The organism is Labrys miyagiensis (assembly GCF_030160835.1).
Classification (GTDB): Bacteria; Pseudomonadota; Alphaproteobacteria; order Rhizobiales; family Labraceae; genus Labrys; species Labrys miyagiensis.
The window spans coordinates 399,392-413,523 of the sequence record NZ_BSPC01000005.1 but is presented as its reverse complement, the minus strand read 5'-3'; the positions used below and the strand labels follow the sequence as shown (position 1 = coordinate 413,523).

15 protein-coding genes are annotated in these 14,132 nt (G+C 64.4%); 11 read left to right on the top strand and 4 right to left on the bottom strand.

The features are described 5' to 3' along the window. The first annotated feature begins 73 nt into the window (after positions 1–73). The 3 genes from QQL24_RS02680 to QQL24_RS02670 all read left to right on the top strand — a co-directional run bounded on the left by QQL24_RS02680 (position 74) and on the right by QQL24_RS02670 (position 3,781). Positions 74–2,287, top strand: coding sequence for a mechanosensitive ion channel family protein (locus QQL24_RS02680; RefSeq protein ID WP_284310331.1), 2,214 nt, complete (start codon positions 74–76; stop codon positions 2,285–2,287). A gap of 69 nt (positions 2,288–2,356) precedes the next feature. After that, entirely contained in the window at positions 2,357–2,998 is a 642-nt protein-coding gene (locus QQL24_RS02675; protein ID WP_284310330.1) for a LysE family translocator, read from the top strand. Between the two features lie 30 nt (positions 2,999–3,028). Next, positions 3,029–3,781 (top strand): phosphodiester glycosidase family protein, encoded by a 753-nt coding sequence (locus tag QQL24_RS02670; RefSeq protein WP_284310329.1) that lies wholly within the window; start codon positions 3,029–3,031, stop codon positions 3,779–3,781. Between the two features lie 4 nt (positions 3,782–3,785). Here QQL24_RS02670 and QQL24_RS02665 read toward each other — a convergent pair whose 3' ends face one another. Further along, positions 3,786–4,343, bottom strand: coding sequence for a Uma2 family endonuclease (locus QQL24_RS02665; RefSeq protein WP_284310328.1), 558 nt, complete (start codon positions 4,341–4,343; stop codon positions 3,786–3,788). Positions 4,344–4,465: 122 nt separating this feature from the next. Here QQL24_RS02665 and leuC point away from each other — a divergent pair, with 122 nt between their 5' ends. The 4 genes from leuC to rlmH all read left to right on the top strand — a co-directional run bounded on the left by leuC (position 4,466) and on the right by rlmH (position 7,797). After that, positions 4,466–5,887: a 3-isopropylmalate dehydratase large subunit gene (gene leuC / locus QQL24_RS02660; RefSeq protein WP_431310627.1), complete on the top strand. Its 1,422-nt coding sequence runs from the start codon at positions 4,466–4,468 to the stop codon at positions 5,885–5,887. Positions 5,888–6,122: 235 nt separating this feature from the next. Then, a complete protein-coding gene (locus tag QQL24_RS02655; protein WP_284310326.1) occupies positions 6,123–6,767 on the top strand; it encodes a nicotinate-nucleotide adenylyltransferase in 645 nt (214 codons plus the stop codon). Between the two features lie 138 nt (positions 6,768–6,905). Continuing rightward, on the top strand, positions 6,906–7,310 hold the full coding sequence (gene rsfS, locus QQL24_RS02650; protein ID WP_284310619.1) for a ribosome silencing factor: 405 nt from the start codon (positions 6,906–6,908) through the stop codon (positions 7,308–7,310). 7 nt (positions 7,311–7,317) lie between these two features. Then, positions 7,318–7,797: a 23S rRNA (pseudouridine(1915)-N(3))-methyltransferase RlmH gene (gene rlmH / locus QQL24_RS02645; protein ID WP_284310325.1), complete on the top strand. Its 480-nt coding sequence runs from the start codon at positions 7,318–7,320 to the stop codon at positions 7,795–7,797. A gap of 96 nt (positions 7,798–7,893) precedes the next feature. Here the strand turns inward: rlmH and QQL24_RS02640 are convergent, their stop codons facing one another. Beyond that, complete coding sequence (locus tag QQL24_RS02640; RefSeq protein ID WP_284310324.1) at positions 7,894–8,316, bottom strand: hypothetical protein; 423 nt, start codon at positions 8,314–8,316, stop codon at positions 7,894–7,896. Between the two features lie 401 nt (positions 8,317–8,717). Continuing rightward, positions 8,718–9,341 (bottom strand): zinc-ribbon domain-containing protein, encoded by a 624-nt coding sequence (locus QQL24_RS02635; protein ID WP_284310323.1) that lies wholly within the window; start codon positions 9,339–9,341, stop codon positions 8,718–8,720. Positions 9,342–9,623: 282 nt separating this feature from the next. Here QQL24_RS02635 and QQL24_RS02630 point away from each other — a divergent pair, with 282 nt between their 5' ends. Then, positions 9,624–10,043, top strand: a complete 420-nt coding sequence (locus QQL24_RS02630; protein WP_284310322.1) for a hypothetical protein — start codon at positions 9,624–9,626, stop codon at positions 10,041–10,043. 128 nt (positions 10,044–10,171) lie between these two features. Here the strand turns inward: QQL24_RS02630 and tlpA are convergent, their stop codons facing one another. Next, positions 10,172–10,783: a thiol:disulfide interchange protein TlpA gene (gene tlpA, locus QQL24_RS02625; RefSeq protein ID WP_284310618.1), complete on the bottom strand. Its 612-nt coding sequence runs from the start codon at positions 10,781–10,783 to the stop codon at positions 10,172–10,174. A gap of 81 nt (positions 10,784–10,864) precedes the next feature. Between tlpA and argH the strand changes: the two genes are divergently transcribed. The 3 genes from argH (at position 10,865) to lysA (ending at position 14,016) form a co-directional block, all read left to right on the top strand. Next, positions 10,865–12,250 (top strand): argininosuccinate lyase, encoded by a 1,386-nt coding sequence (argH, locus tag QQL24_RS02620; protein ID WP_284310321.1) that lies wholly within the window; start codon positions 10,865–10,867, stop codon positions 12,248–12,250. A 292-nt stretch (positions 12,251–12,542) separates the two neighbouring features. After that, entirely contained in the window at positions 12,543–12,743 is a 201-nt protein-coding gene (gene lptM, locus QQL24_RS02615) for an LPS translocon maturation chaperone LptM (RefSeq protein WP_284310320.1), read from the top strand. A gap of 7 nt (positions 12,744–12,750) precedes the next feature. Beyond that, positions 12,751–14,016: a diaminopimelate decarboxylase gene (gene lysA, locus QQL24_RS02610; protein WP_284310319.1), complete on the top strand. Its 1,266-nt coding sequence runs from the start codon at positions 12,751–12,753 to the stop codon at positions 14,014–14,016. Positions 14,017–14,132 lie beyond the last annotated feature (116 nt).

Below are 14,132 nucleotides of genomic sequence, written 5' to 3'. Positions count from 1 at the left end.
CATTGACCCGACTGCGTCACTGTGTCGTGAATTGGCGGCTCGGTCCGAGCATGGGGTGCGGGAGGATTCTGCGGTGAGACGGCCAGCAGTGCTGCGTTGGGTATTGATATTTCTCGCTCTGGCGACCTGGCCGGCCCTGGCGCAGAACAACACGCCAGCCCCCGCTCCCCAGCCCGCGCCGACCATGTCGCAGCAGCAGATGGACAAGATGGTCGATGCCATCAGCCAGGCTGTGATGAAGAAGATGCAGGACCAGGGCATGCAACCCGCCGCACCGCCGGCGGCGGATACAGGCCAGGGCATGCAGATGGCCAGCACGGAACAGACCGAGATGTTCATGCATGTCGGCACGCTGATCACGGGCCTGCCGGCGCTCTGGACCGAATTCCGTCATTTCGGCGAACGCCTCGACGCCCCCATGAACAATGGGCGCGATGTGAGGACTTATTTCCTCCTGCTGCTGGGAGCCATCGCGCTTGCCCTCGCCGCCGAATGGCTGGTACGGCTGCTGCTCACCCCGCTGCGCCGGCGCGCGGCCGCGCATATGCATGGGCTGCACGGCGTGCGTGCCCTCCTCATCCTCGCTGCGCTGGAACTACCGCCCCTGATCGCACTCTGGCTGGTCGGCAATGCCAGCGAAGCCCTCCGCTTCATGGGCGACACGCCGCAGACCCGCTTCTCGGTCGGCATTCTCAAGACCATCATGCTGTGGCGCCTGGTGCAGGCCCTGTTCCGCTTCACCTTGCAGCCGCGCCTGCCGGAGGCCCGCCTGCCCGATCTCGGCGACGCCGATGCCCGCAAGATCTCATGGGGCGCCTCCTGCGCCGTCCTGCTTCTGCTCAGCAACAATGTCCTGGCGGTCTTGCTGCAGGCCCTGCAATCGCCGCCTGTCGCGGTGAGCACCGCCCAGCTCTACGGCGCCCTCACCATGGCGATCGGCATGATCGCCATCTGCACCTGGCTCAACGGCGCCATCAGCCACTGGTTCATCGGGGTCACCAATCCCTCTCATGCCAATCCGATCAAGAGGAGTCTTGCCCGCCGCTGGCTGGTTGCGGCTATCCTCATGTTCGTGCTGTTCGCGAGCGCCGACATCTATGGCGCCGTGGCCGGGCAGTCGCGGGTTTCCAGGGCGCTGATGCTGACCTTGGCCATCCTGGTCGGGCTGCTGCTGGTCGAATCGCTGGTGCATCGCCTGCGCATCCTGCTGCAATACGAAACCGCCGATGGCGTCCAGCTCGTCCATCCACGCGGCGCCGAGGCGCTGGCCCGCTGCGCGCGCTTCGGCATCATGATCATGGCGGCCGCCGCGCTGGGGCGATCCTGGGCCGTAGACGTCAGCGGCGTGATGGCGGGCGACGATTTCAACCGCATCACGCGCAACCTGATCGGCGCCGGCGTCACCGCCTTCGCCGCCTATTCGGCCTGGGAACTGGTGCGCTACCTCACCGACCGCTATTCCATCCCCCAGCCGAGCGCGGCCGGACCGCCCGGCCTCCAGGCCGCCGATGACGACGCTCCTATCCCTACAGCTTCGCGCATCGCCACGCTGATGCCCCTGTTGCGTATCGGCCTGGCCATCGCCATCGGCGTGCTGGCGATCCTGACCATCCTGTCGCAGCTCGGCGTCAACGTCACGCCACTGATCGCCGGCGCCTCGATCTTCGGCCTCGCCATCTCCTTTGGCTCGCAGACGCTGGTGAAGGACGTCGTCTCCGGTGTGTTCTTCCTGGTCGACGATGCCTTCCGGGTCGGCGAATATATCGACGTCGGCAAGGCCAAGGGCACGGTGGAGGGCTTCACGCTGCGCTCCCTGCGGCTGCGCCACCAGAACGGGCCCGTGCACACCATCCCCTATGGCCAGCTCGGCCAGGTCACGAACTACAGCCGCGACTGGTCCACCCTCAAGTTCACGCTGCGCTTCGCCACCGACACTGATCTCGAAAAGCTACGCAAGGCCGTGAAGAAGGTCGGCCAGGACATGCTCGAAGATCCCGAAATGAAGGAGGAGTTCCTCGCTCCGCTCAAGATGCAGGGTGTCTCCGACATCGTCGACAACGCCATCGTGGTGCGCTTCAAATTCACCGTGAAGCCCAACAAGCCGACCTTCATCCAGCGCGAGGCCCTCAAGCGCCTGGTGCGCATCCTGCCCGAGCAGGGCATCGAGTTCGCCAGCGGCGCGGTATCCGTGCGCACGATCAACGGCCAGATGGTGCCTGACGTGGTGGCCGGCGCGGTGGTCTCGACGGCCGCGGCCGCCGCTGCGCCCGTGCTGCCGACGGGCTGAAGGAAAAGCCTTCCGTCAGCTGCGATCTGGGTGTAGCAGGCTGAGAAAGCTCGCCGACGGATGGTCGCCATGAACTTCCTGCCCGATTCCCACACGCTGCTGATCTACTCGGCCGCCTGCGTGCTGCTGTTCATCACGCCGGGCCCGGATATGAGCCTGTGGCTGGCCAAGACGATCTCGGGCGGCCGGCGCGGCGGCACGGCGGCCATGCTGGGCACACAGGTCGGCTGCGTGTTTCATACTTTCTTTGCCGCTGTCGGTCTCTCCGCCGTGCTCGCCGCCAGCGCCAGCGCCTTCACGGTGCTGAAGGTGGTGGGCGCTCTCTATCTGCTCTGGCTCGCCATCAACGCCATCCGCTCGGGTTCGGCCCTGAATGTGAAGGACGAGGGCAAGCCGATGGGCGGCTTCTGGCCCACCTTCATGACCGGGCTCGGCATCAATCTCACCAATCCCAAAGTGGTACTGTTTTTTCTGACTTTCCTGCCGCAATTTGTCGATGTCGGGGATCCGCATGCCTCCCAGAAACTTTTCTTTCTGGGACTCTATTTCATTGCCATCAATGTGCCACTTGCGTTCATTCTGATTCTCGGCGCCGAGAGGGTGGTGTCCTGGCTGAAGGCGCGTCCGCGTTTCCTGCGCGGCATCGATTATACCTTCGCCGGCGTGTTTGGCGTGTTCGCGTTCAAGATCCTGACAACGCAGGCGCGCTGAGCCGCCAAAGTTATTTATGGGAGCGGTTTATTGCTGTCGTTTCTGCGCCGGGCACTTCTTGGCCTGGCATTCGCCGCCTCGATCACCGATTTTGCCGTCTCGGCCCAGGCTGCCTGCGAGAACCTGACCGAGCAGGGGCATGCTTATATCGTTTGCCGCTTCGACCTGAGCAATGACGCGCTGGCCCTCTATTGGCGCGGCGCCGACGGCACGCCGCTCGGCAGCACCAGCCGGCTTGCCGATGAGCTCGGCGCCCAGGGCAAGAAGCTGATCTTCGCCATGAACGCCGGCATGTATGACAAGGCGCTGGGCCCTGTCGGCCTCTATATCGAGAACGGGCGCCTGCTCCACAATGCCAACACCCGCAACGGCTTCGGCAATTTCCACCTGAAGCCCAATGGCGTGTTCTATTTCGGCGACGGCAAGGCCGGCGTGATGGAGACCAGCCGCTTCCTGAAGTCGCGCATCAATGCGCGCTTCGCCACCCAGTCTGGCCCGATGCTGGTGATCGACGGCCAGATCCATCCCAAGATCCAGCCGGACGGGGCTTCCGAGAAGATGCGCAACGGCGTCGGCGTGCGCGACGGCAAGATCGTGATTTTCGCCATCTCGACCGAGCCGGTGAGCTTCCACGACTTCGCCCAGCTCTTCCGTGACCGGCTGGGCACCCAGAACGCCCTCTTCCTCGATGGTTCGATCTCCACCCTCTACGCCCCGCCCATGCCCGGCATCGGCGGCTGGAACAGCCTGGGGCCGATGGTGGGCGTAACAGAAGGGCCGTAAGGAGTCAGTTTTCGGGCAGACCGCCGTAGATCTCTTGAAGCGAGAGACTGGCACCGATCATTTCGAGGTCGATCGTCGCGTCCATCCCGAGGATTTCCTCCCCGGCATTCCAGTCATTGCCCACGCGGCGATGGACAAGCACCCTTGGTTCATCCTGCCAGAAAATCAGGTAAGCCATGACATCAGGCACGGAACGATAGTCGCGCAGCTTGATCAGAAAATCGGTAGCCTTGGTCGAATTGGATAAGACCTCGATAACGATGCGCGGTTCGTTCGCAAGTAGATCCTGGCCGCGGAATGGACCACAATGGACCGCCACATCGGGATAACGGACATTGCCGGTTGGACAGGATATCTTCAGGTCCAGTGCAGCTCGACAACGCTTGCCCTTCAGCTGCTCTCGCAAAGAGGCGGCGATCTCCAGGCGAACATAGTCATGAGCTGCCGTCCCCCCGGTCATCATCACCGGTTGGCCGTCTACCAGCTCGTAGCGCAATTCCTGCTCATTTTCCCAGGAGAGGAACTCATCCAGCGACATTGCCTGGCGCCTTGCTTCAGCCATTCACACCTACCCCAACACCACCGACAATTTATCACACGAGGCTGGTAGTTTTTACACTCTTTTCCAACGGCCCATTTTTGACTAAATGACCGTCAAAATCACGTCACATGCAGGATACGTCCATGGCTCCCCGCACCCTCTACGACAAGATCTGGGACGACCACGTCGTCGAAACCGCGCCCGATGGCACGAGCCTGCTCTATATCGACCGCCACCTCGTGCATGAGGTGACCAGCCCGCAGGCCTTCGAGGGCCTGCGCGTCTCCGGCCGCAAGGTGCACTCGCCCCAGCGCACGCTGGCCGTCGTCGACCACAACGTGCCGACCACCGACCGCTCCAAGGGCATCGACGATCCCGAGAGCGCCACGCAGGTGGAAACGCTCGCCCAGAACGCCAGGGATTTCGGCGTCGAATATTATTCCGAACTCGACAAGCGCCAGGGCATCGTCCACATCGTCGGCCCCGAGCAGGGCTTCACCCTGCCCGGCACCACCATCGTGTGCGGCGACAGCCACACCTCGACGCATGGCGCCTTTGGGGCCCTCGCCCATGGCATCGGCACTTCCGAGGTCGAGCATGTGCTCGCCACGCAGACGCTGATCCAGAAGAAGGCCAAGAACATGCGCGTCACCGTCGACGGGAAGCTTCCCGAAGGCGTGACCGCCAAGGACATCATCCTTGCCATCATCGGCGAGATCGGCACCGCCGGCGGCACCGGCCATGTGCTGGAATATGCCGGCGAGGCCATTCGCGCGCTTTCGATGGAAGGCCGCATGACGGTCTGCAACATGTCGATCGAAGGCGGCGCCCGTGCCGGCCTGATCGCGCCGGACGAGAAGACCTATGCCTATCTCAAGGGCCGCCCCAAGGCGCCCCAGGGCGCTGCCTGGGACCAGGCGATGGCCTATTGGAGCACGCTCTACACCGAGGAGGGCGCGCATTTCGACCGTGAGGTGAAACTCGACGCGGCTTCCCTGCCGCCGATCGTGACCTGGGGCACCAGTCCCGAGGACGTCGCTTCGATCACCGGCACCGTGCCGCGCATCGAGGATGCCGCGAACGACCACAAACGGGCCTCGATCGAGCGCGCGCTGGCCTATATGGGCCTGAAAGGCGGCGAGCGTATCCAGGACCTCAAGCTCGATCGCGTCTTCATCGGCTCCTGCACCAATGGCCGCATCGAGGACCTGCGCGCTGTTGCCGGCATCGTCGCCGGCCACACCGTCAACGCCAATGTCAACGCCATGATCGTGCCGGGTTCGGGCCTCGTGAAGATGCAGGCCGAGGCCGAGGGGCTCGACAAGATCTTCCGCGCGGCCGGCTTCGACTGGCGCGAGCCCGGCTGCTCGATGTGCCTGGCCATGAACGCCGACAAGCTGGCCCCGGGCGAGCGCTGCGCCTCGACCTCGAACCGCAATTTCGAGGGCCGCCAGGGCTACAAGGGCCGCACCCACCTCGTCTCGCCACAAATGGCCGCCGCCGCGGCCATCGCCGGCCATTTCGTCGACATCCGCGAATGGGAGAAGGTCGCGGCGCACGCATAAGGGCGCAACACAAGCCTCCCCCACGAAGCTGGGGGAGGTGTCACGACAAAGTCGTGACGGAGGGGGTGTGGCCAGAATAGAGTGAGGGAACCATCGACCCGGTCTCCTCTTCACGCGCCTTATCCTGACCACACCCCCTCCGAGCTTGCTTCGCAAGCCCACCTCCCCCAGCTTCGTGGGGGAGGCTAAGTCCCGCCCTCTACATGACATCGTAGCGCTCGCCGCAGGATAATTCTTGCCAGGAACCCTCCCCACGCCCGCCGATGCCCGCCGCCTGCCGTCCTTCTCGCCGGGCATGACCATCGGCCTGTTCGGCGGCAGCTTCAACCCGCCGCATGAAGGCCACCGCCATGCGAGCCTGGTGGCGTTGACGCGGCTCGGCCTCGATCAGGTCTGGTGGCTGGTCACACCCGGCAATCCGCTGAAGGACAACCAGGCGCTGCCCTCGCTCGAGATGCGCGTGGCGGCGGCGCGCCAGCTTGCCGACCACCCCCGCATCGTCGTCACCGGCATCGAGGCCGATATCCACACCCGCTATACCTACGACACCATCGCCTGGCTGCAGCGCCGCTGCCCGGGCGTGACGTTCGTGTGGATCATGGGCGCCGACAACCTCGCGGGCTTCCACCGCTGGCAGCATTGGCGGGGCATCGCCTCGCGCGTCGCCATCGCCGTGGTTGCCCGGCCCGGCGCTACCACCAAGGGCCCTCTCGCCAAGGCGGCTCGCGTGCTCGCCGCCTTCCGGCTGCCCGAATATGAGGCCCGCAACCTCAAGCGCCACAGGCCACCCGCCTGGGTCTTCCTTCACGCCCCGCTCGACAGCAATTCCTCGACCGCGCTACGCGCACGAGGTCACGGCCTGCCGGTCGGTGAAAATTAACGCCGGATTCACCCTGTTTGAGTAGCCTAATCCCATTGGTGTCATTGAATCGACGCCATGACTTGCTAATATTGTGGAGCGAATGGAATTCGCGGAGGTCCGCGAATCAATGAGCAAGAGGGTGTGCCCCTGACCACGTTGGTGAGACGCGAAGCGGATGTGATACCGCTTCATCCCGTGAGCCGAGCGATCCGCCCGGACGTTGACGCCACGGTTCGCCTGATCCTCGACAGCCTGGACGACATGAAGGCCGAGGAGATTGTGGAAATCGATCTGCGCGGTAAGAGTGCTATCGCCGATGTCATGATCATCGCAACGGGTCGCGTTGCGAGGCATGTCGGCGCGATGGCCGATCGCGTGGTCAAGGATCTCAAGGACAATGGACATGGCAGTCCCCGCATCGAGGGCATCCCGGTCTGCGACTGGGTGCTGATCGATACGGGCGATGTGATCGTGCATCTGTTCCGTCCCGAGGTCCGTGCCTTCTATAATCTCGAGAAGATGTGGTCGTCGGGCCGTCCGAACGAACTGCGCCCGAGCTAAACGCCAGATGCGCCTCCTGGTCTGCGCCATCGGCCGGCTCAAAGCCGGCCCGGAACGCGATCTCGTGGCCCGCTACGCAGAACGGCTGAATGCGACCGCCCGCAACCTGGCGCTCGGCCCTCTCGACATCGTCGAGATCGACGAAAGCCGCGCCCGCCGTGCCGAGGACCGCAAGGCCGAGGAAGCGGAGAAACTGCTTGCGGCCGCAGGCAGCTCTCAGGTCATTGCCCTGGACGAGAACGGCGCCTCGCCAGGCAGCGAAGCCTTTGCCGCGAGGATCGCCGGCTGGCGGGACGGCGGCACTGCCTCCCTTGCCTTCCTGATCGGTGGCGCCGATGGCCATGGCGACACGATAAGATCGCGCGCGATCATGACGCTTTCCTTCGGCAAGATGACCTGGCCGCACCAGATCGTCCGGATTCTTCTGGCCGAACAGCTCTACCGGGCCTCGACGATCATCGCCGGCCACCCCTATCACCGGGTGTGAGACTCATATCAGTTCGGCAGTAACTTCGGTGCACGGCATCTATGGCAGGCTGGTCGCCATCGAGTAGAGCCGATGGCGGCTTGCCGACTGCCGATCTCAGGCCGCCAGAGCCCTGCGCATGCCGTCCTCGCTGATGCCGAGCCGAGCAGCGATCGCGTCCAGCAGGTCCCGCTGCTGCTTCTCGCCGCCCTCGCCGGCCCGCACCACCTCGCGGGCCGATTGCAGGAAATGCTCCTTGTCAGACGGACGCAGGCTTTGCGGCAGATTGCCCAGCCGGCCCAGCACCTCCTCCAGCGCCATGCCGCTCGTGGGGACGCCCCGGCAATCGGCCATGATCTCGCCGACATCGGCTCGCTGGCGCCAATGACGGACCATGCCGCTGCCGATGGCCTCGGCCTGGCATTGCTTCGGCGGGCCGAAGGCGCAGGCAACCGCGATCATCGCGCAACGCCACTGGACGACGGTGCCGATCTCCTGCCGCCGGTTTCGCTGATCCGTCGCACGGCCGATCAGGGCCACGGGATAGGCTCTGCGGCAGCTGCCGCATTCGATGCGCTCACCGAGTGTTGTCGTGGGAAAGAGCGGAATAGAATAGAACGCCAGCCAGCGTTCAGTCTTCTTGTGTTCATAAGCGCGTTGATCAGCACAATAGGGGCAGCGGAAGGAGCCCCGACCTGTCGTTCTGATCCTGCTCGTGGAACTCAGTCGAAACATAACTTGCATTCTTGGAAATGACGTTACGTCACTTAAGCAGTAACGATCTCCCATCGCACTTCAACCTATCAATGGGATAGGGCGTCAGGAAGGAGTGCCTGCCCCAAGCCGGAGCAGACCACCACCTTCGAGGTAGGGTCGAGAAGAGGCCTTGGCGAATTCCGCCGATTGCCTCTGGTGGGCGCTCCCCGATCGGGGGCGCCCCCTCAGGCCGGTGTCGCCAGGATGCCGCGGACATGGGCCTCGCTGAGGCCCAGCAGGTGGCCGATGCGCTGGAGCAGGTCGTGCTGCGCCTGCTCGTCGCCGCTGCCAGCACGCAGCACATCCAGCGCGGATTGCAGGAAGTCTTCCTTCGCGACGGCTGCCAGGCTGCGCGGAAGGTCGGCCAGGCGGCCGAGCACTTCCTCCTCCGCCATGCCGCCACTGGGAGCGCCGCTGCAGTCGGCCAGGATGTCGCTGGTGTTGAGCTGCTGCTGGAAGATCCGCGCCATGCCCGTGCCGACAGCCTCGGCCTGCACCTCGTTTGGACGGCCGAAGGCACAAGCGATGGCGATCATTGCCGTGTGCCATTGCCGCAAGATCTCGTCCCGGCGCCGTGCTTCCTGTTGCGAGGGGTCGTAGCTGAGTACCGCGGTGGTATAGGCCTGATTGCAGGCGCTGCAGACGATACGCTCCCCTAGCGTTTGCAGTGGAAAGATGGGAACAAAATACAGCGTGAACCAGCGCTGCAACTTCTTGTGTTCATAAGAACGCGAGGCGCGGCAATTCGGGCAATTGAAACTTCCACTGCCAATCGTGCGGTCCCGACCGCGATAACCAAAAATGATCACGAAACCTGCCCCTATGTTTTCACCTGCAATAGCAACACGGCAACCACAGTCAATAGAAATGCAGCGGCGTAAACAACTTCATGCGGTGGGGCGCCCGGGCACCGCTACAGGCCGGACGAAGGTAGATAAGAATAGGCTTTCAGAGCTGTTTCCATGGGAACAAGGAAGCGGTGGCTACGCATATTTTTATGGTCTACGCCTCTTCCTCTCCGTTATCACGGGCCGGTCACAGGGCGAGGCTTGGACGTTAAGTTTTTCAACTGGAATAGGAATCAAAGAAAGATGATCAGAAAATCTCCCATCTTGGCAGCCATGGTATCGATATCAGCCGCGGGAGCCGCCAATGCAGGAAGCTGCGAGAGCAACCTTACCTCGTCGGGCGTGCCGATGATGACCACTCTGAGCTATAAAAGCTACGAGACCATCCCCGGTCTGAGCGCGGGGAAGGCCCTGTCCAATATCGCTGCGGCCCTGGAGGCGGAGAACGCCAATGGCGTACGCATCAGCAAGGGCGCCGGCACCGTCGATGCCACCCAGGACACCAGCGGCTCCGGCCGCATGCAGACCTGGCGCGCCGTCGTTCGCAAATCAGGCAATGGCGTCCGCGTCGATCTGATCTTCGCGACCCAGCAGGGCCAGCTCACCAGCACAAGCGCCGTCCGCCCCGTCCTCTGCCGCGTGATCGCGGCTGCCCGAGGCTGAACGGGCGCTGTCTTGTTCGGGGGCGGGTCTTCAGACCCGCCTGTTGGCAAAAGCAGTGCCGCAAGAGCCGGGTCTGAAGACCCGCCCCCCGAAATAGCTTTTTAAAACACAGCGCTTGGGACAGGCGCCTACGACCCGATCGCCGCCCTGATCAGCGCCTTGGCATCGTCGCTGGCCCATTCGGCGGGGCCGGCCATGGCGCCGAGGCGGCAACCCTGCTTGTCGACGATCACCGAGGTCGGCAGGCCCTGTGCCAGCCCCTCGTTCTTCAGGCTCTGCAGGATGCCGGTCGAGGGGTCGGCGTAACGGTGCAGCTTGTCGATGCCGGCATCGTTGAGAAAGGCCTCGACGCGCTCCGGCCCCTGCGTGTCGATATTGACGGCGACGACCTCGAAATCCTTACCCCCCAGATCGGCCTGCAGCTTGTTGAGGGCCGGCATCTCCTTTCGGCAGGGAATGCACCAGGTGGCCCAGAGGTTTAGCAGCACCGTCTTGCCCTTGAAGTCGGCGAGCGTCACCTTGGCGCCGTCAGCGGTCTGGAAGCTGATTGATGTCAGTGGCTGAGGCGCCAGATTGACGTTGAGGGCGGCCACCTGGCCCTTGGCCAAGGGATCCATCTTCACCGCAACCGCAGCCGCCCCCGGGCAGGACGCGCTTTCCTGATTGCCCATGCCGCCCTTTGTCCCGTATACCGCGCCCACGCCAACCACGGCTCCTGCCAGGATGGCCGCACCGACCAGCCAGCGCCGGTTCGATTTCTGCGGGGGCCGCGCTTCGGGATTTTCCTGCCGACTGTCTTCGTTCACTGAAAGCCTATCCAGATGAGCAATAAAATGTGGGGCGGCCGGTTCCAGTCGGGACCGGACGCGATCATGGAAGAGATCAACGCCTCGATCGACTTTGACAAGCGCCTCTGGGCCCAGGACATCCGCGGCTCGCTGGCGCATCTCGCCATGCTGGAGAAGCAGGGGATCGTCGCCGCCGCCGACGCCAAGGCCATCTCGGAAGGTCTAGAGGCGGTGCGTGGCGAAATCGAGAGCGGCTCGTTCACTTTCTCGCGTGCGCTCGAAGACATTCATATGAATGTGGAGTCGCGCCTGGCAGCCCTTGCCGGCCCGGCCGCCGGCCGCCTGCACACCGCCCGCTCCCGCAACGACCAGGTCGCGACCGACTTCCGGCTCTGGGTGCGCGACACCATCGACGACCTCGACGCCCAGTTGAAGGACCTGATGACGGCGCTCACCGAGAAGGCCCTCGCCTTCGCGGGCGCGGTGATGCCGGGCTTCACCCATCTGCAATCGGCCCAGCCTGTGACATTCGGCCACCATCTCATGGCCTATGTCGAGATGCTGGGGCGTGACCGCGGCCGCTTCGCCGATGCACGCCGCCGCCTCAACGAATGCCCGCTCGGCGCCGCCGCGCTGGCCGGCACCTCCTTCCCGATCGACCGCCATGCCACCGCCAGGGCGCTCGGCTTCGACCGTCCCACCGCCAATTCGCTCGATTCGGTCTCGGACCGGGACTTCGTGCTGGAGGCCCTCTCGGCCGCCTCGATCACGGCGATGCACCTCTCGCGCTTTGCCGAGGAGATCGTGATCTGGACGACGCCGCAATTCGCCTTCGTGGCGCTGTCGGACAAGTTCACCACCGGCTCCTCGATCATGCCGCAGAAGCGCAATCCCGACGCCGCCGAGCTGGTACGCGGCAAGGCCGGCCGCGTCATCGGCGCCCTGATCGGGCTGCTGGTGATGATGAAGGGCCTGCCGCTTGCCTATGGCAAGGACATGCAGGAGGACAAGGAGCCCGCCTTCGACGCGCTGCAGACCCTGTCGCTCTGCACGGCAGCCATGGCCGGCATGGTCAGGGACATGGCGCCCGATCTCAAGCGCATGAAGGCCGCGGCGGGCTCAGGCTACGCCACCGCCACCGATCTCGCCGACTGGCTGGTGCGCGAGCTCAACCTGCCCTTCCGCGAGGCCCATCACGTCACCGGCCGCCTGGTCGGCATGGCCGCCGAGCGCAAGCTGCCGCTGGAAAAGCTGTCGCTGGCCGAGATGCAGGGCGTGGAGCAGCGCATCAACGACGGCGTGTTCGGCGTGCTGGGCGTTGAGAAATCGGTGCGCAGCCGCACCTCCTATGGCGGCACTGCCCCGGCCAATGTGAAGGCACAGGCGAAACGCTGGCTGAAGGCGCTGAGCAAGGGGTGAGAGCCGCGGTGTCTTGGACGGTTTGCGCAGCCCCTCACCTCTATCCTCTCCCCGTAAGAACGGGGCGAGGGGGCTTCGAAGTCGGGGCTCGGCCCGAAATGGCTCATCTCGCTCATCCTGTTGGGCGAGATGAGGCACTACCGAACAAATCGCGCCGACTGCGCCCCCTCTCCCCGTTCTTACGGGGAGAGGATAGAGGTGAGGGGCTGCGCGACATCAGTGTATTCAGCCCCCCAACACCCCGCACCAAATCAAATTTCGTGCTACACAGCGTCAAACATTGGAGTTCCCTATGGCTGGTAATGCGTTCCGCGTCGCTCTCGCTCTGGCGCTGGTTTCGAGCCTTGGCCTGGCCGGCTGCGGCCGCAAGGGCAAGCTTGAGCCGCCCCCGGAGCAGAACGTGCCGCAGAAGAGCGGTGCCAATGGCAAGAAAAAGGATCCCGGCTATGTCAAGCCGGACCGCAAGCTGCCCCTGGACTTCCTGCTGAACTGATCGTCCGATGCACCATTTCACCTATCGAAACGGCGTGCTGCACGCCGAGGATGTCGCACTGCCGGCAATCGCCGCGGCGGTGGGCACGCCCTTCTATTGCTATTCGGCCGCCACCTTGCGCCGCCATTACAGGGTGTTCGCCCAGGCCTTCGCCGACGTGCCGTCCCTCGTCTGCTTTGCCATGAAGGCCAATTCCAACCTCGCCGTGCTGCGCGTGCTGGCCAAGCTCGGCGCCGGCATGGACGTGGTCTCCGAAGGCGAGCTGCGCCGCGCCCGTGCCGCCGGCGTGCCGGCCAGCAAGATCATGTTCTCGGGCGTCGGCAAGCTCCTGCGCGAGCTCGATTACGCGCTCGACGAGGACATCCTCTGCTTCAACGTCGAATCGGAACCGGAGCTGGAGCTGCTTTCCCAACGCGCCAGCGCCAAGGGCCGCACAGCGCGGGTGTCGCTGCGCATCAACCCGGATGTCGACGCCAAGACCCACAAGAAGATCTCGACCGGCAAATCCGAGAACAAGTTCGGCATTCCCATCGCCCAGGCGCGGGCGCTCTATGCGCGCGCGGCCAAGCTGCCCGGCATCGAGGTCACCGGCGTCGACATGCATATCGGCAGCCAGATCACGGCGCTCGAACCCTATGACGCCTCGATCGAGCGCCTCGTCGCCCTGGTGCGCGAGTTGCGCGCCGACGGCCATGTCATCGACCATATCGATTTCGGCGGCGGCCTCGGCATCCCCTACAAGGACGACAACGAACCCCCGCCCCACCCGGACGACTATGCCGCCGTGGTAAAGCGCTATTCCAAGGATCTCGGCGCCACGCTGGTGTTCGAGCCCGGCCGCCTGATCGCCGGCAATGCCGGCATCCTGGTCACCGAGGTCGTGTTCGTGAAAGAGGGCGAGGGCAAGACCTTCGTCATCGTCGACGCCGGCATGAACGACCTGATCCGCCCGACACTCTACGAGGCCTATCACGCGATCTGGCCGGTGAAGGAGCGCCCGCTCGGCGGCGCCATGCTCACGGCTGACGTGGTCGGGCCGGTCTGCGAAACTGGCGACTATCTGGCCCTCGACCGCGACATCCCGGTGGTGGCGAGCGGCGATCTGGTGGCGGTAATGTCTGCGGGCGCCTACGGCGCCGTGCAGGCCGGCACCTACAACACCCGCCCGCTGGTGCCGGAAGTGCTGGTGGACGGCGACAGGTTCGCGGTGATCCGCAAGCGGCCGAGCTATGAGGAGCTGTTGGGGCTCGATAGCATGCCGGATTGGATGTAGCTCACTGGGAGCGCGGACATCCTGTCCGCCTCTTGAACCACAAACGTTGCAAAAAGGTGCCACCATCGAGGTTCGCGCCCTTTTCTTAAAAGGTCGGCGGTTCAAGAGCGGACGGG

Coding starts and splice junctions, on each gene's coding strand:
- leuC (WP_431310627.1), top strand. CDS start 4,466: ATGGCTCCCCGCACCCTCTACGACAAGATCTGGGACGACCACGTCGTC.
- QQL24_RS02675 (WP_284310330.1), top strand. CDS start 2,357: ATGAACTTCCTGCCCGATTCCCACACGCTGCTGATCTACTCGGCCGCC.
- argH (WP_284310321.1), top strand. CDS start 10,865: ATGAGCAATAAAATGTGGGGCGGCCGGTTCCAGTCGGGACCGGACGCG.
- QQL24_RS02630 (WP_284310322.1), top strand. CDS start 9,624: ATGATCAGAAAATCTCCCATCTTGGCAGCCATGGTATCGATATCAGCC.
- lysA (WP_284310319.1), top strand. CDS start 12,751: ATGCACCATTTCACCTATCGAAACGGCGTGCTGCACGCCGAGGATGTC.
- rlmH (WP_284310325.1), top strand. CDS start 7,318: ATGCGCCTCCTGGTCTGCGCCATCGGCCGGCTCAAAGCCGGCCCGGAA.
- QQL24_RS02665 (WP_284310328.1), bottom strand. CDS start 4,343: ATGGCTGAAGCAAGGCGCCAGGCAATGTCGCTGGATGAGTTCCTCTCC.
- lptM (WP_284310320.1), top strand. CDS start 12,543: ATGGCTGGTAATGCGTTCCGCGTCGCTCTCGCTCTGGCGCTGGTTTCG.